The sequence below is a fragment of the Streptomyces sp. SAI-127 genome, assembly GCF_029894425.1.
GTDB lineage: Bacteria > Actinomycetota > Actinomycetes > Streptomycetales > Streptomycetaceae > Streptomyces.
The window spans coordinates 7,043,417-7,061,455 of sequence record NZ_JARXYJ010000001.1 but is presented as its reverse complement, the minus strand read 5'-3'; the positions used below and the strand labels follow the sequence as shown (position 1 = coordinate 7,061,455).

The following is an 18,039-nucleotide window of genomic DNA, read 5'->3' as shown; positions in this document are numbered from 1 at the left end:
CGTGTCGACTCGGTGGTCGAGGAGGCAGGTCCGCGGCGGTCGGAAGAGGGCTATTTGATGCCGGTGTTGGCGATGCCCTGGATGAAGTGCCGTTGCAGGGCGAGGAAGAGCAGGATGATCGGCGTGACGACCGTGACCGCCCCGGCCAGCAGCAGGCCGTAGTTGGTGCCGTTGGCTCCCGTGGAGAAGAGGGCGAGGGCGACGGGCAGCGTGTAGTGGTCCTCGGTCTGCGCGATGACGAGCGGCCACAGGAAGTTGTTCCACTGCGCGAGGAACGTGAGGATCGCCAGTGTCGCCAGCGCCGGCCGTGTCAACGGCAGGATCACTTTGAGGAAGATCCGGGATTCGCCCGCACCGTCGAGGCGCGCCGCCTCGACGAGGGCGTCCGGGATGTCCCGGATGAACTGCCGCATGATGAACACGCCGAACGGTGTCACGAGGAAGGGCAGGATGAGCCCGAGGTAGGAGTTGCCCAGGCCCATGTTGCTGACGAGCACGAACAGCGGGACGAAGGTGGTGACGCCGGGGATGATCAGCATGGTGAGGACGAGGCCGAAGAGCAGACGTTTCCCCGCGAACTCGATCTTCGCGAAGGCGTATCCGGCCATCGAGCAGAACAGCAGGTTGCCCAGCACACAAGCCACCGCGACGACTGTGCTGTTCAGGAAGTACAGTCCGAAGTTCTGCTTCGACAGCAGGTCTTCGAAATTGGCGAAGGTCGGGGACCGGGGAAGCCAGGAGCTCGGATGGGCGACGATCTCGCCCGTCGGTTTCACCGAGCCGAGGAACATCCAGGCGAAAGGCGCCAGCGTCGCCAGCAGTCCGAGCACGAGGGCGCCGTAGAGAACGAGACGAGCGGTGGGGACTCGCCGGGACGGGCGCCGGTCCCGGAAGGCTGGTCCCGTCGTTGTGGTGGTGGCGGTCATGTCAGGCCCTCGCTCGGAAGATGCGGAACTGAAGAAGGCTCAGTAGGGCGATCGCGGTGACCAGCACATAGGACGCGGCCGATGCCAGTCCGTAGTTGCCGAAGCCGAATTGCTGGTAGGCGTAGTAGCTGATCGACGTCGTGCTGTCCAAGGGGCCGCCGCTCGTCATGACGAACGGTTCCTCGAAGAACTGGAGGTAGCTGATGCTGAGCAGGATGGCGACCACCAGCGTGGTGGGCCGGAGCAGTGGCAGGGTCACACTGCGGAAGGCCCGCCAGCGGGACGCGCCGTCCACGACGGCCGCCTCGTGCAGTTCGGGCGGTATCGACTGCAGTCCCGCCAGGAAGATCACCATGGGGATGCCGAAGTGCCGCCAGACCGCCATCAGTATGAGGGCGGGCATGGACCAGTTGGGATCGTTCAGCCAGTCCGGACCGGAGATTCCCACGACGGACAGGGCCGAGTTGATCATCCCGTCGGGCTTGTAGAGGTACCTCCACACGACCGCCACCGCCACGATGCTCGTCACGACCGGGGCGAAGTAGGCGACCCGGAAGAAGCCCTTCGCGCGCTGGATCCCGGAGTTGAGTGCGACGGCGACGCCGAGGGAGAGCACCATCGTCAGGGGAATGCCCACCGCGACGAAGTAGAGCGTGTTCAAGGCGGCGCGGACGAAGGTGGGATCGTCGAAGAGCGCGGTGTAGTTCTCCAGACCGACGAAGTTGACGCTGAAGGGCGTCCGCACGTCCCTGCTGGTGATGTCGGTGACGCTCATCGACAGTGACGAGAAGACCGGCCAGATACCGAACGTGGCGAACAGCAGGACGAAGGGTGAGCAGAAGGCCCAGGCGACCACTGTGCGCCGCAGGCGTCCCGAACCGCGCCTCGACGGTGGGGTCGGCTGCCCGGTGGAGGACATCTCATGTGCGGGTCGCAGGGAGGTGGCCGTGGTCATCGGGGCTGCCCCGTTCCGATCGCGGACGCTTTCGCCTGGATCCGTTCCAGGGCCGCCTTCGGTGACGAGACTCCCTTGGCCACCTTCTCGATCTCGGCATCGAGGACCGCTGAGATCTGCTTCCAGGTGGTGACGGTCGGGCCGGGCAGTGCGGTCCGGAGCTGGGATCGGAAGACGGCCAGCGTCGGGTCCGCCTTGAGCTTCCCCTCATCCCAGGCCGCCTGCACGGCGGGAAGGTCTCCGGACTGTTCGTACCAGTCCTGCTGGATGTCGGGCCGGGAGAGCCACCGGATGAGCTTCCAGGCACCGTCGCGGTTCTTCGCGTTCTTGAACACCGCCCAGTGCCCTCCCCCGATGAAGCTGGCGTTGGACGTCGCTCCCTTCGGGAGCGTGGCGACCCCCACCTTGTCCTTGACGAAGTCCGCTCCTCCCGCCCCCTTCAGCAGTGCCGTTTCCCAGGGGCCCGAGACGAGTGCGGCGGTGGAACCGGCGACGAACTGCGGCTCGATCTCCCCCAGACTCACAGCCCCGTTGCGGGTCGCGGTCTGCGACGTGAAGAACGACTGGTAGTACTCCAGCCCCTCGAGCGCCTCGGGTGTGTCGAAGGTGAACTCGGTGCTGTTCTCGTTCATGAGACGCGCGCCGGCCTGCCACATGAAGGGCAGCACGCCCTGCCAGCTCGCCGCCACGCCGGTGGGCAGCGCCAGGCCCCACTTCGCTCCCTCCTTCTGGAGGGCCTTGAGGAACGGGCCGTACTCCTTCCAGGTCTTCGGCGCGGAGACTCCGGCAGCCTGTGCCAGGTCCTTGCGGTAGAAGAGGACGCGGGTGTCCACATACCAGGGGACGCCGTACGTGCCACCGTCGTAGGTGGTGCTCTGAGCGGCGCCCCGGTAGAAGGAAGAGGTGTCGACGAGGTCGGCGGGCACCTGCTCGAGTCCGCCCGTCGAGGCGAAGTTCGTCAGGTCGGCGGATCCGACGAGCGTGGCGTCCGGCGTGTCCTGGGAGGCGATCGCCGTTTCGACCTTCTTGGCGTAGTCCTGCCACGGGATGGCCGTGACCTTCACTTTCGCGTCCGGGTTGGCCTTCCGGAAGCGCGCGGCCAACTCGGGCAGGCGCTCGCCCTCGGTGCCCATGGCCCAGACGTTGATCTCGCCCTTGGCGGGTGAGTCGCTGATGGGAGCGCCCTTGGCGCCCCCGCTGCCTTGTGTGTCGGACCGGCCGCAACCGGCCAGAACCAGTGCGGCGGCCAGGCCGCCGATGATCGCTTTCGACAAATGCGAGGTGGACATCCTTGTCCGTCTCCTCTCCACCCGGTGGATGCGTCAGCGGCTCCACCGCACGTCGTGGTGTGGGTCAGCGAGACCGTACAGCGAAAACCGAACAGGTGCCACACTTTCGGCAGGCGCGATGTTGGCGGATTATCGGCCGGACACCGCCCCGCACCGCCCGCTTAGGGTTGGGGGTATGACCGAGAAGACGGCGGCCCGACCGGCCACTCGCCGAGGCCCGTATGCCAAGAGCGCACAGCGCAGGGTCGAGATCGTCGCCTCGGCGACCGCCGTGTTCGCTGCTCGCGGTTACCGCGGAGGGTCCCTGCGGGAGATCGCCAAGCAGCTCGACCTCAGCCTGACCAGCGTCGTGCACCACTTTCCGAGCAAGAGCGCGCTCCTCGTGGCCGTCCTCGAGAACGCGGACTCCGCGAGCATCGACTCCTTCGAGGCGGACAGCCGGGGAAAGGGTGTGGCCTACGCGGTCCTGCGGTACATCCGCCGCAACCTGGAAAGGCAGGAGATGCTGCGCCTCCTCGCCTTGATGGCCGCGGAGGCCTCGGCCCCCGACCACCCGGCGCACGAGTGGTTCCGTGACAGGTACGAGCGGGTCGTCACCGCTTTCACGACCGCGGTACGCAGGGACCAGGATCTGGGTCGCATCTCGAACCGCAGGCACCCCGAGCTGATCGCGGCGGCCCTTGTCGCGATGTGGGACGGCCTCCAACTCCAGTGGCTCATCGACCCGCGGCGTGATCTCCTGGCCGGGATGTCGGCGGGCCTGGAGGATCTGCTGGGCGATCCTGCCGTAGGTGACCGGCACCCTTAGCAGCAAGCACCTTCTGCTCCCCAAAGCAGATGGCCGCGCCCGCCCGTCTCGGTGCGTTGTCTGGGGTCCGGTTCGGTGTCGGGGACCTCGGGCGAGACGGCGGCGCCGCCGTTCAGCATCGTGGACCGGTCGCGGTGCGCCGCCGTCCGGCGCCCGGCATCACGCCGTCAACGCCGGGCTCGCCCAGTCTCCGCCGACGGACGGCACCGTCAGCCGGACAAACCGGGCGCAGCCAGAGCCGGATCGCGGCGACGAGACCCTGCGCGTAGTGCCTCGTCATGGAACGCCGGCGCTGTAATCATGTCGCTTCCCGTGCCAGGTACAGCCCGGATGGCCGGGGCGGCACGCGCGCCCGGCTCAGGGGGCGCGTTCGCCGAGGCGGGGGGCAGCGGAATGATGGTCGGCCTCGCCGACGCCATCCGTCCGCCCGGTGGCGGCTCCGAGGTTCCGTACGGTTCCCCGGACCGCGCCGAACTCACCAGCGGTCGGCCACCCCGAGCGCCCGGGAACCGGAGATAGCCGAACTGGTGGCGCACGGGCTCACCAGCCAGGCCATCGCGGACCGGCTCTACGTCAGCCGGCGCACCGTAGAGACCCACGTCTCCCGCGCTTTCCGCAAGACCGGGGTCTCCTCACGTACCGACCTGGCCACGCTGATGGCCCGCCGCCGCACCGGGAGCCGTTCCGGGGACGCCCGCGCGGAGCAGGACTGAGCCTGGTCCAGGTGCCCTCGGCGGTGACCGGTGAGCCTCTGCGAACCAGCCACCGCGGTCTCGGCCGGGAAGCTGCCTACCTGACGTCGACGAAGTCGCCGGGCGCCGTCGCGGAACCGGTCGTGGTGGTGCCGGCGAACACGAAGCGGTAATAGCCGTCGGAGCCGGCCTTGGTGGTGGTGCTCAAGGTGCCGGTGCTGCTGGTCTTGACCGTCTTGAGGGTGGTGTAGGTGTTGCTGCCCTTCTTGCGGAACTGCAACTGCACCGGCTGGTTCGTGTATCCCGCGTACTTGCCCGTGGTCCAGTTGGCGCGGCTCAGTTTGCCGGTGACCGTGATGGTCTTGCCCTTCTTCACCGGCTCGGGGGAGGCGTTGGCGGTCAGCTTGGCGGCACGCTTGATCTTGGTCCTGGCGACGTCGTCGTCGTAACTGGCGTTCGCGTAGAGGTCGTAGGCGCCCAGGAAGAGTTTCCAGGTCCCCGCGGTGCCGTTGCCGTCCTTGAAGGCGACCGCGGGGTCGATGGTGAAGACCGTCCTGCAGCTGTAGCTGTAGCCGTCCTGGACCGGCGTCTCCGTGCAGACGGGGTAGTCGTCCGACTCCAGGCCGCCGGTGATGGTGTCCGTGCTCGAACTGTCGGTGCCCTGCCACAGAAACGCCTGGGTGATGGCTACGCCTTCCGCGTCGAAGGCGGTGAACGTGACGGGAACGGCCTTCTTGCCCGTGACGCCGAGAACGATGTCCTTGCCCTTGTTGACGACTCCGTTCTTGAATGTGGTGCCGCCCAGCGCGTCCTGCGGCCGGACGCTCTGCGAGGCGAAGACTCTGAGATCCGTCGCCGCCCCAGGGTGCTCCGCTGCCTGGGCGGCGCCCGGAAGAACGAGCGCCGAGAATACGACGGCGCCGGAAAGGACGGTGGCCGCAGTGTGTATACGCATGTGATTCCCCCAAGGTGAGGTCGGATGGCCCTGCCGAACCGGCCTTGTGGCAGGTCCCGTTGATGTGGTGAAGAGGTCGGTGCCGGCCCGGATCCCGCGGAAGGGGCTCAGGGCGCGGGAGAGCGGAGGACGTCGTCGATGTCGAAGCTGTGGTCGGGCGTCGGGTAGAGGTCCGTCGGCCAAAGGTCCGTCGGCTGGGAGCCCGGTGTGGGTACATCGGCCGGGTCGGCGGTGGGCTTGCCGTCCGAACTGCACACCTGCGGCGCCAAGGGCTGGGACAGTTCGTGGCCGGCGACCCACTGCGACCGGAAGTCCGCAGTGGCGCGACCCCAGAGGCCCTCTCCGCCGCGGGCCTCGACCTCCTTGGGCAGTTCCTTGCTGGTCAGCGGCTTGCCCACGGTGATCGAGAGGAGGGCACCCCCGCAGGGGTTGCGGTCCGGCGCGCAGAGGGACGCGGGCAGGGCAATCTTCTGCTCGACGCTCGCGTCCGCGTGGAGTTCGGCGCGCTTCGCCCGGCGGACGTCGAAAGGACAGTCGGGTCGAGTCCCGTCCGAGAGCCGTTCGCCGTCGGCGCCGTTCGCGACTCCGTACACCAGTTTCCAGAACTCGACCTGCACGGTGATCTTCCAGCAATGCGGTCCGTTGTACCCCAACAGGCTGGCGGCCCTCAGCCCGTCGCCCCCGTAGTTCTCCTTGGGCGTGTCGACGACGAGCCGGACCCAGTCCCTGAATTCCTCGGCCGACCACCCCTTGTTGTCGTGGCAGCCGGACGCCCCGGTCGGATACGGCGGAGTGAGAGAGGGGGTCGGCGAAGGGCTCGGCGACTCGGACACCCCCGTCGCGCTCTCGGACGGATCCCCGGAAGGGGAGGTGCCATGGGCGTTCGAAGAACCCTCCTGGCTTCCACGGTGCTGAAGCCCCGCAGCACGGCGAGGGCGAAGGCGATGCCCGGGAGAACCGAGACGCCGCCTCCCTGAAGCAGGCCCGGCACACCGCTCAGCAGGCTCGGCGCCTCGATGACGATGACCGTGACAAATATCCCGTGCGACCGCCGGCCCGCGAGAACGCCACACAGCAGATGCGCCCCGGCGATCAGCAGCGACAGCACGGCCAGGACCCATAACCCCCGCCAACGCCGGCCAGACACACTTCGGTATCTGCGCTTTCACGCTCGGTGTCGTCATGAATGCAAGAAAACGGCACGCGTGTCAGGGACACGTCGGTAGGAGTACGCAGTCCATGTACGTATGTGCCATCGCCGCCCGGCCGCCGCGATCTCCTCCGCCGTCGTTTCGGCGCGCGGAAACGCGCTGCCCGCTCTCGGCGATGAGGTCCACGGGCGAGACCAGGATGCGAGCGCCGGGCCAACCCCGCCGACCGCACGGTCGACGCGCCCCTGGACACGGACGGGCGCCGGCAGGAGGACGGCCCCATCCTGAGAATCGCTGCAACGGGACTGCTCCTGCTGGACTGGCGGACCGGCGGCAAACCCGGACAGCTTCGAACTCAAGTCAGCCGGGCCCTTGATCGCATCGGCGCCCACGAAGAGGCCCGTCACATCCGACGCTCACAGATCCTGACATGAGAACCGTCTGGCCCCCTCTGAGCATCCGGACTTCGATCCCGAGACACGCGGCGACGAGCCCTCCGCCACGTCCTGGGGAATATCGCCTCAATCCGCGAGGGCCTGTCCGGTGTCCACTCCCCGCCGATCGGCCAGTCCTGGCCCACACGAACGGTGGCGAACCCACACCCTGGAATATATAAAAGATCTTGTATCGTGATACACTCGGCCTGATACACCCGAGTGGAGGAGGCCACCATGAGTCGGACGGTCATCGATCTCGACGACGAGGCACTGGAAGCAGCTGCCAGAGAGCTCGGCACCTCCACCAAACGCGACACCATCAACACCGCTCTGCGGGAAGTCACGGCCCGCTACCGGCGTTTGCGAGCACTCGACGAGGCCCGCGAACTGGTGGCCGAGGGCGCTCTGGACATCGACCTACTCCTGGACAAGAGCACATACCGCCCCACGAGCGCGGGCGCGGGCGCGGGCGCGGCGGACTATGACCGCGACACCGGAGCGCACGGGTGACAGTCGCCGACTACCTCATCGACACCTCCGCCCTTGCCCGCGTCCTGCTCCGCCAGAACACGGCCGAGTGGGACGACAGGGTCGCCGCCGGCCTCGTCGCGATCTGCGACATCACCGAACTGGAAGTCCTCTACTCGGCCCGTTCGGCCGCGGACCGCGCCCGCTTGAAGGCGGCCCTCGCCGCCCACTACGCCTGGTGCCCCATGCCCGACGGTGTCTACCGCCGCTCCCGCGTCATCCAGGAACAGTTGACCACCAAGGGAGAACACCGCAGCGCGGGCCCCGTGGACCTCCTGGTGGCCGCAGCCGCGGAAGAAGCGGGACTCACTCTGCTCCACTACGACCGCGACTTCGAAACCATCGCCCGAACGACAGGGCAGCCGGTCCGCACGATCGACCTCAGGCAGTAGAGCTCGCGCAATGCCGACGGGCACCGAGGTCTCTGACCGACCCGGCCGCCTGGCGGTCAGCCCCCTGTGGCCTGGGCCGTCTCCCGACACCCAGGGGTCACGGGCGACACCACTTCCGGATCCTCGCGTCCAGCCAGCGTCCAGATGTGACGTCCAGACGCTCGCACAGCCCACCCACGACGCCATCCTCCAGCCGTGGGCTGCTACGTCTGCGCAGGTCACAGTTACCTCAGCTAACGCTGATGGCAACGGAGTCGAACTCACGAGCAGCGGATTCAGCCCCATGGACAGGGGTGCATGGTGGGGCGGGTGGGACTCGAACCCACGGCCGACGGATTATGAGTCCTTTGAGGATCTCGGCGACCCTTGTCAATCAATGCCAATCTTGGCCGTCTTCCCAGCTCAGAAGGGATTTGGCACCTCACCCCTTCTCAGCCCTTGTCAGCCTTCTCCGATCCTTGTGTCCAACCTGCGTCCAGAACCGGGCCCCGATGGGCACGCACACCTGGTTCAAGGACGCTCTCCCCAGTTGGTGAGAGGGTCTCGAAACCATGCGCAGCGGATTTCCTTACCGACGAGATGATGCTCCACCCCTTGACCCAGGTGGAGCATTGTCCCTGACGAGTTCGTCTGCCGGGCTGCGCATGATCCTGGACTCAGTCTGTCTATCGGGTCAGCCGAGGACGTAGGTCTCATCGCCGAAGTCAGCGACGATCTTCAGCTTGCCGCCGAGCGCCTTGACGTAGGCAGCGAGGGTGTCGACCTCACTGCGCTCCAGTTGCCCCTTCTCGATGCGTGAGACGCGGGCCTGGGTGACGCCCATGGCTTCGGCAACCTGGACCTGTGTGGTGTGCTGCCGCTTCCGCAACTCGGCGAGGCGGTGCACACGGGAGGCCAGGACCATCGCCTGCACCCCCTTCTGGATCTGGTCCTTTTCGGCATCGGTGAAGGCGAAATCCTCGGCCAGGTCTCCCCAGGAGACGGCCTGCGGGTCCTTGAGGTGATCAGTCATCGTGCCCCGTCCTCTCCATCGATTCGCTTCAGATGCTCCGCGTATGCCTGCTCCGCTTGGGGCACCGCGACGCGGTACCAGCCGGACCAGTTGCCCGCATTGTCACCGCCGACCAGGATCACGGCCTGGCGGTTCGGGTCGAACACGAACAGCAACCGCACTTCCGTGGCCCCTGCCGAGCCGGGCCGGAGCTCCTTGAGGTTCGGCAGCACTGATCCCTTGATCGTGTCCACCAGGGGCCGGCCCAGCGCGGGTCCTTCCTCCTGAAGAGCAGTGACAGCCTGGCTGACCTGAATCAGCGTGTCGCGGTCAGTGCGGCGCAGTCCGTGAAGCCACGAAAGAGCCGGCTCGACCACGACGATCTCCCAAGCCATGCACCTGCCCCCACCTGCAATTTATTACACTGGTAGCATACACCACTGGCGTCATAATGGCAGGCGTGGGACCCGGCCCGGCCCGGTCAGCCAAGAGGATGGAGGCATCATCCCCAACGCCAAAAGGCGATTTTGTCCACCGGACCATGCATGGACCTGGGCCGCAGCGCGTCAATCGGATCAGCCGAGGACGTAGGTCTCATCGCCGAGCCCGGCGGTGTCCAGGGTGGTTTCGGTGTCCGGGAGGGCTTGGATCTGATCGGCCATGTTGAGGAGGTAGCGGCCGTCGCCGTCCGCCATGGCGATCAGGGCGCTGCGGGCGTCGTCGTCCAGGGGCAGGCGGTGGCCGGTGAGCTGCTCGGCGCGGTCGAGGAGCGTGGACAGCGCGGCTTCGTCGAGACGTTTGAGGACGAGGACCTGGGTGCGGGACAGGAGGGCACCGTTGAGTTCGAAGCTCGGGTTCTCCGTGGTGGCGCCGATCAGGGTGACCGTGCCGTCCTCGACGTAGGGCAGGAAGCTGTCCTGCTGGGCGCGGTTGAAGCGGTGGATCTCGTCGACGAACAGCAGGGTGCCCTGGCCGATGCCGCGTCGGCTTCGTGCGGTGGCGAAGACCTTGCGCAGGTCGGCCACGCTGGAGAAGGTGGCGGACACCGGTTCGAAGGCCAGGTTGCCGGCGTCCGCGAGGAGCCGGGCGATGGTGGTCTTCCCGACGCCGGGCGGGCCCCACAGGATGGCGGAGCTGAGGCGCTGCTGGGCGACCATGCGGCCCAGCGGGGCGTCCAGGGCCAGGAGGTGGTCCTGCCCGACGACATCTTCCAGCCGGGTGGGGCGCAGGCGGTCGGCGAGGGGCCGGGCGGGCTCCTCGTCGAAGAGCGGCAGGGTCGCTTCGGTCGGTTCCATCGGTCTCTCGGGTCGCAGGCGGGCGTGTGCGGACGTGGCGAGCCGTGCACAGGGCACTGACAGGCGTCGGCTCAGCCGCTCGTGGGAAAGCTCGCGGCGTTCATCGGGCACCGGGGCGGTCGCGTCGCGGCAGCCGCTCGGCGACCAGGTCGTAGGAATTTTCGACCGTGTCGGTGACCAGTCGCTCGGTGATGCCGGGTCCTGGCCCGAGCGAGATCCAGTGGCGTTTGTCGAGGTAGCGGCCCGGTGTGATCGAGGCGTAGTCGCGTACGTGCGCGCGGGCGTGTTCGGGTTCGCACTTGACCGTGATGATCTGCTCGTCCGGATCGTCGGTGACGATCAGGAAGACCTTGCCCGCGACCTTGTACACGTCGAGTCCCGGGGTGAAGGGGTATCCGTGGCTGACGTCGGGGAGGGCCAGGGCCGCCTGGCGGGCGGTGTCCTGGAGCCGGTCACCGGCCGCGCTCATCGGGCCGCCCGTGCGCCGGCGCCGTAGGTGTGCGGGTCGACGGGCCGCTCAGCCTTGGGCAGGTGGGCGACGACGAGCCGGTAGGAGTCGGTGACGAGTTCCCTGATGAGCTCCTTGTCGACGCCTTCTCCGCTCTCCAGGGTGATCCAGTGCTTCTTGTTCATGTGGTAGCCGGGGGTGATGTGGCTGTACTGCTCCCGCAGGGCCTCGGCCTCGCCGGGGTCCGCCTTGAGGATCACGACGGGACGCCCCGGGACTTCGGTCATCAGCATGAACACCCTGCCGCGTACCTTGAAGACCTCCCAGTCGTCACCGAAGGGATGCTCCAGCCGAGCTCCGGGAAGCTCCTCGGCGCAGGCGGCGGCGGTCTTGTGCAGGGCCGTTCCGTTCATGAACGTTTCCTTCATCGGGTGAGCGCGGGCTGGGCACCCCATGACGCGAGTGGCGCGCCGCACGGTCGTGGCGGCACCTCCCACTCTCTCCCCGAAACCGGTATAAGGCGCAGTAAACTGCGGACACATGATGGTCGACAAGCGACACCCCAGCCCAAGCGGACGGGCTGAACCGGCCGCGGTTCCGCTGTACGGTTTCCAGCCCCCGGTCGGTACTCCGTACGGCCTCGAGGTGAACACCATCGAGGACTTCTTCGCCCAGCACGCCGACTGGCCATGGAGCCCGCCCCGTCCGGTCCGCGCCACCTTCCACTACCTCATCGCGGTCACCGAGGGCGAGCTGCTGCACGACGTCGACCACGTCACGCGGACCGTCGCCCCCGGCCAGTGGCTCTGGGTGCGTCCCGGACACACGCTGTGCTTTCATCCGCCCGGCTCCGCCCGCGGCCCGTTCGTCCTGTTCGAACCAGATGTACTGCGGCCCGACATCGCCCGTCTGCTGGCCCCGCTCACCGCGCACGACGCCCCGGCCGTGCTGAGCCCGCAAGCCGATGACGCCGCCTGGCTCCAGCAGACGGCGCTCCAGCTCCTGGACGAACACCGCGCACTCGGGCGCCGCCCCCTCGACATCCACCACGCCCTGCGCCGCAGCCTGCTCGAATCGCTGCTGCTGCGCCTGACCAACTCCCCGGGCATCACCCCCATCGCCACAGCCACGGCCGACACGGGCCGCATCGACCGGTACGTGCGCTTCCTGGACGCCCTGGAACTGCACTTCCGGGAGCTGCACCAAGCCGCGGACTACGCCGAGCTGCTCGACTGCTCGGTCCGCACCCTCAGCCGCGCCGCCCGGGACGCCACCGGCAAGGGGGTACGTGAACTCATCGACGAACGCCGCCTCCTCGAAGCCCGGCGCCTGCTGGGAGGTGCCCGATGGGACGCCCGGACGGTGGCCGCCCACCTCGGCTTCACCGACCCCGCGAACTTCGGCCGCTTCTTCCGCGACCGCACCGGTCTCACCCCGGCCGCCTTCGCCACCCGCGAGGCGAGGACCGACGCGTGACGCAACGCGGCACAGGCGCCTTGCCCGTCAGGAGGAGACGGCCGCCTTCGCGGTCGGCGTGAACGCCCAGTGGGAGTGCCCGACGTGCCACTCGCCGTCGATCAGCCGGTACGCCTCGCGCCGGCCGTGCGGAGGTCGCGTTCGCAGACGGCAAGAACGTTGCCGGAGGGGTCGGTGAACCAGGCGAACCAGGGGCCGTTGGCGCGGTAGATCCCGTCTGAGTCGATCTGCACTCCCTCATAGTGCTCGAAATCCACGCCGCGTCGGGTGAGGTCCGCGACAGTACTGGGGAGGTCAGGGACGACGATGTTGAGGATGGTGAATCGTGCTGGTTGATGGTTGCGGGAGGCGTACGCGACGGTGCTCGCACCGCCGGGGAGGCGGATGGTGAGCATGGCGTCCCGGTCTTCGACTTGCAGCCCGAGTACGTCGCGGTAGAAGGTGCGGGTCGATTCCAGGTCGGTCACGGTGAAGGAGCTGTAGGCGTCGGTTGCGGTGTCGGTGATCATGGGATCCTGACGTTCGGTCATTCGGGTGCGCTGGTGTCGCGGGGCGTGTCTCGGAGCTGATCGGTGCGGCTGGGACGACCACTGGCCGGATGCCGGCGGCACAGGCGGCCCCGCTCGCCATGCCGGAGGAACCCGGTCAGGCTGGGGACCACAGGCTGCGCCGCGGTCAGGAGGCGGTCCTTTCGGTCACGGTCTGGGAGAACGCCCAGTTGGAGTGCACAATGAGCCACTGGCCGTCGATGAGCCGGTAGCCGTGCGTGGCGTTCCAGGCGCGCCGCTGCTTCTCGTTGCCGTCCTCGTCGAGCACGTAGGTCTTCAGGTTGTAAGCCAGGACGGCGAAGTCGCCGCTGTCGCCGACGTGGACCGTCGGGTTGAGGTACTCGCTGCGCACGATGTGCGGGTTGGAGTAGATGGACGACAGCCACGCGACGGTCTTCTCCTTGCCGACGACGATGTTCTCGAGGATCGGGTCGAAGTAGCTCACCTCGTCCGCGAAGCCGTCCAGGTAGCCGCCCGGGTCGCCGACGCTGAAGCGTTCGTTGTACGACTTCTCCAGCTCGATGAGGGTCTTGCTGACTTCTTCCTTGTTGACGCCCACGGCGTCCTCCCTTTCTTTGTGCATGCCCCAGCCGGTGCCTGTCGGCGAACCAGGGGATGTGTTTCTTTCAGTCGTCCAGGACGACGACGTGCTTGCCCGGCGTGGTACCGGATTCGAGGTCGGCCTGGGCGTCTCGGACTTGTTCCAGGCCGTGGTAGACCTTCGCGACCGGGACGTTGAGGCGTCCGGCGGCGATGGCCTGGAGCTGGTGGGCGAAGACGTCGGCCGGGAGGTCGCTGGCCTGACCGCCGTAGGAGGTCAGGCGTACCCCGAAGGGGATCATGAACGGGGTGAAGTCCGGGATGGACCACTGGCCTGCCAGGGCTCCGGTGAAGCAGACGGTGCCGTGCCGACGGACGGTGCGGAGGGTGTCGGGGAGGACCGAGCAGCCGACCAGTTCCAGGGCGGCGTCGACGCCGTCTGGGATCAGCTCGCGCACCTGGTCGGCGAGGGTGCCGTTGTCGACGAGGGGGTGGTCGACGCCCGCGGCCCGCAGTTCCCCGGCCCGGGCCGGGGCTGCGGGTGGTGGAGATGACGGTGGCGCCGAGGTCCTTCGCGATGGTGGCCGCGCTCAGCCCGACCGTGGAGGTGCCGCCGCGGATCAGCAGCGTCTGCCCGGCTTTGAGGTCCAGGCCGCGGGTCAGGGATCCGTAAGCGGTCTGGAACATCTCGGGCAGCGCGCCGACGACGTCCCACGGCAGGCTGGTCTCGAACGGGATGACCTGCCCGGCGGGGACGGTGACGTACTGGGCGTACGCGCCGTCGTACGAGCGGCCCATGCCGCCCATCATCGTGGCCACCTGCTGTCCTGGCCGCAGCCCGCTGTCCTCGTCGGCCTCGTCGACCACGCCGACGCCCTCGATGCCGGGCACGCGCGGGTAGGTGACCACCGCGTCCGACTCACCCTTGCGGGTGGTTACCTCGGACTCGTTGACGCCGAACGCCTTCACCTTGATCCGCACCCAGCCGGGCTTGCGGACGGGCACCGGCACGTCCTCGATCTCCAGTGCGTCGAGGCCGCCGGGCCGGGTGACGACGACGGCCCGCATCGTCGCCGTTGCGGCGCCGCCGGTTGCTGTCGGTTGGCTCATGCCGAGCTCCTTGTTGTGTTCGTCTGCCGGGAATGTGAAGGCGGAGCCGGGCTCCAGGCACAGGTGCCCGGGTCATCAGTCAGTGGTGACCCTGCGCCGTTGCGCATCTCGGGATCGCCCGACGACCGTCAGGGGCGGTCGATGCCCTCCCACAGGCCGAGGGCCTGCTGGTAGTGGGCGGTGGCCTCGAAGGGCGGGTTGCCGACGCTTCCCGAGGTGGGTTCGTCCGTGACGGCGGGCCACAGACGGGACTGCTCGCCGGTGGCGAAGTCGAGCACGATGTCGCGGATCCGTGTGTCACGCTCGGCCTGTTCGGCGCTGCGGCCCGGCTGTTCCTGCCCGACGAGGGCGTACATCTCGCTGCCGTGCACGGCGGGCGCGCCCTCGGCGGGCCCGATCATCAGGAGTTGGGCGTTGCCGCCCGCGGCGGCGTGCGCCAGGGCGCCGCGGGCGGCCGGGAGCGCGAAGAGGTAGTCCGCCATGACCGCGGCGCGGACCTCGACCGGGGTACGGCCGCCCTGGTCGTAGACGTCGACGATCTTCTGCGCACGGGAGCGGGAAATACGCCACCCCGCGACCTCGTCGACGACGCCGTCGAGGGTGTGCGGGTCGAACCGTTCGAGGTCGTTCGCCACCCACCACCCCATGTCGTCACTCGCCATGCTCAGCAGCACGTCGACATCGCGGTGCGCGCCCGAGGCCAGGACGTCCATGGGATGGGCGTGCACCACCGCGCCGGGCTGCCCGATGTCCAGGACGACGCCGGTGGCCTTGTTGTCCACCCCGCCGCGGACTCCGAGGTCCGTCGGGGCGACCTTGCGCAGGGCGTCCCTCAGGGAGACCGCGTCGAGGTCGAGCAGCTTCTCCGGGTTGTCCGCCACGCCGAGTTCGGTGACGAACAGGTGCGCGAGCTCCTCGGCCCACCAGGCCGGGATGCTGCGGGCGGGCCCGCCGGAGAACCCGGCCAGGCGCCGGTACAGGCCGTCGGCGGAGGCAGCTCCGAGCAGCCCGAAGGTGGAGTAGGCGCCAGCGCTATGGCCGTAGACGGTGACGTTGTCGGGGTCGCCGCCGAAGTGGGCGATGTTCCGCTTGACCCAGGTCAGCGCGGCGATGATGTCCTGCAGGAAGAGGTTGCTGGCCTCGGCGAGCCGCCCGCCGTACTGGGAGAGCGAGAGCGCGCCCAGGGCGCCGAGCCGGTAGTTGACGGACACGCTCACCACGCGCCCGGACGCGGCGAGACCGGCGGCGTTCGAGGTGATCTGGGTGTTCGCGCCGAACTCGAATCCGCCGCCGTGGATGTACACGGTCACCGGGAGCGTCTTGTCGGCCGGCTGCTCGGGAGCCCACACGTTCAGGTTCAGGCAGTCCTCGCCCATCCCGCTGTCCGCTTCGAGCCAATCGCCGCTGTCGGGCTGGACAGAGACAACGCCCTTGCGGTCATAGGGGCGTTCCGGATCGAAATCCGCGACCACGGGGCGACGGTACCGCTCGGCGGTGGCGTACGGGATCCCCCACCAGGACCGCACCCCTGGTGCAGTCGGAGCCTTGGGCGCGGTCGCGGTCATGACATGTCCTTCCAGCGCGGTTCGGGTGTTTCGCGCGGCGTGTCGTGGCTGGTTGCGAGCGGTGACGTCTCCCATCGTTTCCTGGGATCCGACGAAGCGCCCGGCGAGTGGCGGTCACCTGGTGGTCAGCAGGTGACACTTCGGGAACAAGATCCCGGTGCAGGCCGTGAACTTCTCCTAGCTGGCTGACGGCCGGATCGTCGGCGAACGGAGCCAGCGACCTCGCGCAAGAGGTCGGTCTCCTCTTCTTGATCCGGCGTCTTCGCGCGAACAGCGCCCGCTGCGGTGAGAGTTGTACTCCCTGTCACCGAGACTCGTAGGGGTGCGGTGTTGCGGCTGGCTGAGGCGGTCGAGGGAGATGCGCAGGAGGCGGCGCCCCTGGCCCGGGTGACTGTCGCCGGTCGTCAGGGCGACCTGGCTCAGGGAGCCGCTGAAACAGAACCAGATCCTCGGCGGTGAGATCGGGGCGCAGCAGGCCGTCGTTCGTCACGAAGCTCGCCCGGCTCGCGATCGCCGTCGGCCGACGTCCTACTGTCCACATCCCGCGGTCCCCAGACGCTGGCCGAGCTCGGCCGGCGAGCCCGCGCCGCGACACCCGAGGAGGCGGCCCACGCCGGTGACCGGGTCGTGGTGAGCATCCCGCCGGCTCCCTATCGGGAGCTTTCCCGCCGCCGCGCTGTCGGGCAAGGTCGTGCTCGACATCGGAGCGTCCGTGACACGCCGTACGACGAACCCGACGACGGCCGCGTCGGCCTTGTCGAGCCACGTCACGTCGTCGGCGATCACCAGCAGCACGCGCTCGGCGGCCCTGGGCAGCGGACCACGTCTCGCCTCAGCGGGAGGCGTCGCTGCCCCGGGAGGAAGGGGATGAGCAGGAAGACCGGCGGCTGTATGTGCGGGAGCCGCGCAGCCCGGCCGCTCCCGCCCCGCCTGTCGGTCCTCTCTGGGCCGTTTCCAGTACGGGCTGTTTTCGCCTCCCAATTCGGACCGCACGCCATTCGGACTGCGTCCGTGCCCCGCCGACCCGGCAGGCCCGCCCACTCGAAGGTCCCTGGGCACCACTTCCGGATCCTCGCGTCCAGCCAGCGTCCAGATGTGACGTCCAGACGCTCGCACAGCCCACCCACGACGCCATCCTCCAGCCGTGGGCCGACACGTCTGCGCAGGTCAGAGCGACCTCAACTAACGCTGATGGCAGCGGAGTCGAACTCACGAGCAGCGGATTCAGCCCCATGGACCAACGCCCTGAATCCGCACCCCAGATGAGACGTTTCCGCAGGTCACAGGGGTGCATGGTGGGGCGGGTGGGACTCGAACCCACGGCCGACGGATTATGAGTCCTTTGAGGATCTTGGCGACCCTTGCCGATCAATGCCAATCTTGGCAGTTTTCCCAGCTCAGAAGGGGTTTGGCACCTCACCCCTCCTCAGTCCTTGTCAGTCTTTTCCGATCCTTGTGTCCAACCTGCGTCCAGAACGCGTTCCTTTCCCCAGCTGGAGGCCGGAGTCACACAACCATGCCCAGCGGATTGCCCTTCGGACGCGCAGCGACCGCAATCCTGTGCACCCGCGAGCAACCCCGCTCAAAGCGCCGAGACCCATGCATTGAGCGGAGAGATTCAGACCTCACCTGACACCCGGTCGAGCAGTTCGGCTGCCAGGCGTACGTCCACGTCCAGCGGGCGGTCGGGGCCGATCGGAAGGAGGGCGTCGGTCAGCCGGGAGAGAAGCGCGGCGCAGGCCGGAGCCTTGGGGCGACGGGCCCTCGATGGTGATCGGCGGCTGCTTCGGGTGCCGCAGCACCGAGGAACGGTAGGGCGCTTAGTCCCGGCGGGGCTGGTGCTCGACGGGGGCGCCGTCGGCGAGCCGCTTCTCGTAGGCGGCGTGCTCGGCGGCGATCTCCTGGTCGATGTCGTGCTGGGTGAGAGTCATGA

General features: G+C 68.2%; 18 protein-coding genes and 4 pseudogenes. 5 read left to right on the top strand and 17 right to left on the bottom strand.

From position 1 onward, the window contains the following. Positions 1–50: 50 nt before the first annotated feature. Genes M2157_RS32515 through M2157_RS32505 form a run of 3 tightly spaced genes read right to left on the bottom strand, consistent with a single transcriptional unit; the run spans position 51 to position 3,170 of the window. A complete protein-coding gene (locus tag M2157_RS32515) occupies positions 51–926 on the bottom strand; it encodes a carbohydrate ABC transporter permease (RefSeq protein WP_280866969.1) in 876 nt (291 codons plus the stop codon). A gap of 1 nt (position 927) precedes the next feature. Further along, positions 928–1,881: a sugar ABC transporter permease gene (locus M2157_RS32510; RefSeq protein ID WP_280866968.1), complete on the bottom strand. Its 954-nt coding sequence runs from the start codon at positions 1,879–1,881 to the stop codon at positions 928–930. After that, positions 1,878–3,170, bottom strand: coding sequence for a sugar ABC transporter substrate-binding protein (locus M2157_RS32505; RefSeq protein WP_280866967.1), 1,293 nt, complete (start codon positions 3,168–3,170; stop codon positions 1,878–1,880). Before M2157_RS32505 ends, M2157_RS32510 begins: the two co-directional genes overlap by 4 nt. Positions 3,171–3,345: 175 nt before the next feature. On the opposite strand from M2157_RS32505, the gene M2157_RS32500 reads away from it, so the two are divergent. Together M2157_RS32500 and M2157_RS32495 are read left to right on the top strand one after the other, a co-directional pair. Beyond that, positions 3,346–3,978, top strand: a complete 633-nt coding sequence (locus tag M2157_RS32500; RefSeq protein WP_280866966.1) for a TetR/AcrR family transcriptional regulator — start codon at positions 3,346–3,348, stop codon at positions 3,976–3,978. Positions 3,979–4,350: 372 nt separating this feature from the next. Next, positions 4,351–4,691: pseudogene (locus M2157_RS32495) on the top strand (helix-turn-helix transcriptional regulator); the annotation flags it as partial. Between the two features lie 76 nt (positions 4,692–4,767). Here the strand turns inward: M2157_RS32495 and M2157_RS32490 are convergent. Together M2157_RS32490 and M2157_RS32485 are read right to left on the bottom strand one after the other, a co-directional pair. After that, on the bottom strand, positions 4,768–5,625 hold the full coding sequence (locus M2157_RS32490) for a hypothetical protein (protein ID WP_280857451.1): 858 nt from the start codon (positions 5,623–5,625) through the stop codon (positions 4,768–4,770). Positions 5,626–5,732: 107 nt separating this feature from the next. Then, positions 5,733–6,458: a hypothetical protein gene (locus tag M2157_RS32485; protein ID WP_280866965.1), complete on the bottom strand. Its 726-nt coding sequence runs from the start codon at positions 6,456–6,458 to the stop codon at positions 5,733–5,735. Between the two features lie 989 nt (positions 6,459–7,447). On the opposite strand from M2157_RS32485, the gene M2157_RS32480 reads away from it, so the two are divergent. Together M2157_RS32480 and M2157_RS32475 are read left to right on the top strand one after the other, a co-directional pair. Further along, positions 7,448–7,723: a type II toxin-antitoxin system VapB family antitoxin gene (locus tag M2157_RS32480; RefSeq protein ID WP_280866964.1), complete on the top strand. Its 276-nt coding sequence runs from the start codon at positions 7,448–7,450 to the stop codon at positions 7,721–7,723. Next, positions 7,720–8,133 carry a PIN domain nuclease gene (locus tag M2157_RS32475; protein ID WP_280857454.1) on the top strand — a complete coding sequence of 138 codons (414 nt, stop codon included), beginning with the start codon at positions 7,720–7,722 and terminating at the stop codon, positions 8,131–8,133. The genes M2157_RS32480 and M2157_RS32475 overlap by 4 nt, the downstream gene beginning before the upstream one ends. Before the next feature lie 673 nt (positions 8,134–8,806). On the opposite strand, the gene M2157_RS32470 is transcribed toward M2157_RS32475, so the two are convergent. From M2157_RS32470 to M2157_RS32450, 5 genes are all read right to left on the bottom strand, one after another. After that, complete coding sequence (locus M2157_RS32470; protein ID WP_280857455.1) at positions 8,807–9,145, bottom strand: XRE family transcriptional regulator; 339 nt, start codon at positions 9,143–9,145, stop codon at positions 8,807–8,809. Continuing rightward, positions 9,142–9,519, bottom strand: a complete 378-nt coding sequence (locus M2157_RS32465; RefSeq protein ID WP_280866963.1) for a type II toxin-antitoxin system RelE/ParE family toxin — start codon at positions 9,517–9,519, stop codon at positions 9,142–9,144. Before M2157_RS32465 ends, M2157_RS32470 begins: the two co-directional genes overlap by 4 nt. A 180-nt stretch (positions 9,520–9,699) precedes the next feature. Further along, positions 9,700–10,419 carry an AAA family ATPase gene (locus tag M2157_RS32460; protein WP_280866962.1) on the bottom strand — a complete coding sequence of 240 codons (720 nt, stop codon included), beginning with the start codon at positions 10,417–10,419 and terminating at the stop codon, positions 9,700–9,702. A 100-nt stretch (positions 10,420–10,519) separates the two neighbouring features. Next, positions 10,520–10,888: an MmcQ/YjbR family DNA-binding protein gene (locus M2157_RS32455; protein ID WP_280857458.1), complete on the bottom strand. Its 369-nt coding sequence runs from the start codon at positions 10,886–10,888 to the stop codon at positions 10,520–10,522. Continuing rightward, on the bottom strand, positions 10,885–11,280 hold the full coding sequence (locus M2157_RS32450) for an MmcQ/YjbR family DNA-binding protein (RefSeq protein ID WP_280866961.1): 396 nt from the start codon (positions 11,278–11,280) through the stop codon (positions 10,885–10,887). Before M2157_RS32450 ends, M2157_RS32455 begins: the two co-directional genes overlap by 4 nt. Positions 11,281–11,407: 127 nt before the next feature. Here M2157_RS32450 and M2157_RS32445 point away from each other — a divergent pair, with 127 nt between their 5' ends. Next, a complete protein-coding gene (locus tag M2157_RS32445) occupies positions 11,408–12,343 on the top strand; it encodes an AraC family transcriptional regulator (RefSeq protein ID WP_280857460.1) in 936 nt (311 codons plus the stop codon). Between the two features lie 101 nt (positions 12,344–12,444). On the opposite strand, the gene M2157_RS32440 is transcribed toward M2157_RS32445, so the two are convergent. The 7 genes and pseudogenes from M2157_RS32440 to M2157_RS32410 form a co-directional block, all read right to left on the bottom strand. Then, entirely contained in the window at positions 12,445–12,873 is a 429-nt protein-coding gene (locus tag M2157_RS32440) for a VOC family protein (RefSeq protein WP_280866960.1), read from the bottom strand. A 145-nt stretch (positions 12,874–13,018) separates the two neighbouring features. Then, positions 13,019–13,474: a nuclear transport factor 2 family protein gene (locus M2157_RS32435; RefSeq protein ID WP_280866959.1), complete on the bottom strand. Its 456-nt coding sequence runs from the start codon at positions 13,472–13,474 to the stop codon at positions 13,019–13,021. 43 nt (positions 13,475–13,517) lie between these two features. Continuing rightward, a pseudogene (locus M2157_RS32430) lies at positions 13,518–14,541 on the bottom strand (zinc-binding dehydrogenase). Positions 14,542–14,669: 128 nt separating this feature from the next. Beyond that, positions 14,670–16,106 (bottom strand): carboxylesterase family protein, encoded by a 1,437-nt coding sequence (locus tag M2157_RS32425; protein ID WP_280866958.1) that lies wholly within the window; start codon positions 16,104–16,106, stop codon positions 14,670–14,672. Positions 16,107–16,634: 528 nt separating this feature from the next. Beyond that, on the bottom strand, positions 16,635–16,901 hold the full coding sequence (locus tag M2157_RS49175; protein WP_348541810.1) for a hypothetical protein: 267 nt from the start codon (positions 16,899–16,901) through the stop codon (positions 16,635–16,637). An 830-nt stretch (positions 16,902–17,731) separates the two neighbouring features. Next, positions 17,732–17,924: pseudogene (locus M2157_RS32415) on the bottom strand (hypothetical protein); the annotation flags it as partial. A 5-nt stretch (positions 17,925–17,929) separates the two neighbouring features. Further along, positions 17,930–18,037, bottom strand: a pseudogene (locus M2157_RS32410) (protocatechuate 3,4-dioxygenase subunit beta); the annotation flags it as partial. Positions 18,038–18,039: the final 2 nt, after the last annotated feature.

Bases quoted from the DNA above. Each gene is read 5' to 3' on its own strand.
- M2157_RS32515 (WP_280866969.1), bottom strand. From the start codon at position 926: ATGACCGCCACCACCACAACGACGGGACCAGCCTTCCGGGACCGGCGC.
- M2157_RS32510 (WP_280866968.1), bottom strand. From the start codon at position 1,881: ATGACCACGGCCACCTCCCTGCGACCCGCACATGAGATGTCCTCCACC.
- M2157_RS32505 (WP_280866967.1), bottom strand. From the start codon at position 3,170: ATGTCCACCTCGCATTTGTCGAAAGCGATCATCGGCGGCCTGGCCGCC.
- M2157_RS32500 (WP_280866966.1), top strand. From the start codon at position 3,346: ATGACCGAGAAGACGGCGGCCCGACCGGCCACTCGCCGAGGCCCGTAT.
- M2157_RS32490 (WP_280857451.1), bottom strand. From the start codon at position 5,625: ATGCGTATACACACTGCGGCCACCGTCCTTTCCGGCGCCGTCGTATTC.
- M2157_RS32480 (WP_280866964.1), top strand. From the start codon at position 7,448: ATGAGTCGGACGGTCATCGATCTCGACGACGAGGCACTGGAAGCAGCT.
- M2157_RS32470 (WP_280857455.1), bottom strand. From the start codon at position 9,145: ATGACTGATCACCTCAAGGACCCGCAGGCCGTCTCCTGGGGAGACCTG.
- M2157_RS32465 (WP_280866963.1), bottom strand. From the start codon at position 9,519: ATGGCTTGGGAGATCGTCGTGGTCGAGCCGGCTCTTTCGTGGCTTCAC.
- M2157_RS32460 (WP_280866962.1), bottom strand. From the start codon at position 10,419: ATGGAACCGACCGAAGCGACCCTGCCGCTCTTCGACGAGGAGCCCGCC.
- M2157_RS32455 (WP_280857458.1), bottom strand. From the start codon at position 10,888: ATGAGCGCGGCCGGTGACCGGCTCCAGGACACCGCCCGCCAGGCGGCC.
- M2157_RS32450 (WP_280866961.1), bottom strand. From the start codon at position 11,280: ATGAACGGAACGGCCCTGCACAAGACCGCCGCCGCCTGCGCCGAGGAG.
- M2157_RS32445 (WP_280857460.1), top strand. From the start codon at position 11,408: ATGATGGTCGACAAGCGACACCCCAGCCCAAGCGGACGGGCTGAACCG.
- M2157_RS32440 (WP_280866960.1), bottom strand. From the start codon at position 12,873: ATGACCGAACGTCAGGATCCCATGATCACCGACACCGCAACCGACGCC.
- M2157_RS32435 (WP_280866959.1), bottom strand. From the start codon at position 13,474: ATGCACAAAGAAAGGGAGGACGCCGTGGGCGTCAACAAGGAAGAAGTC.
- M2157_RS32425 (WP_280866958.1), bottom strand. From the start codon at position 16,106: ATGACCGCGACCGCGCCCAAGGCTCCGACTGCACCAGGGGTGCGGTCC.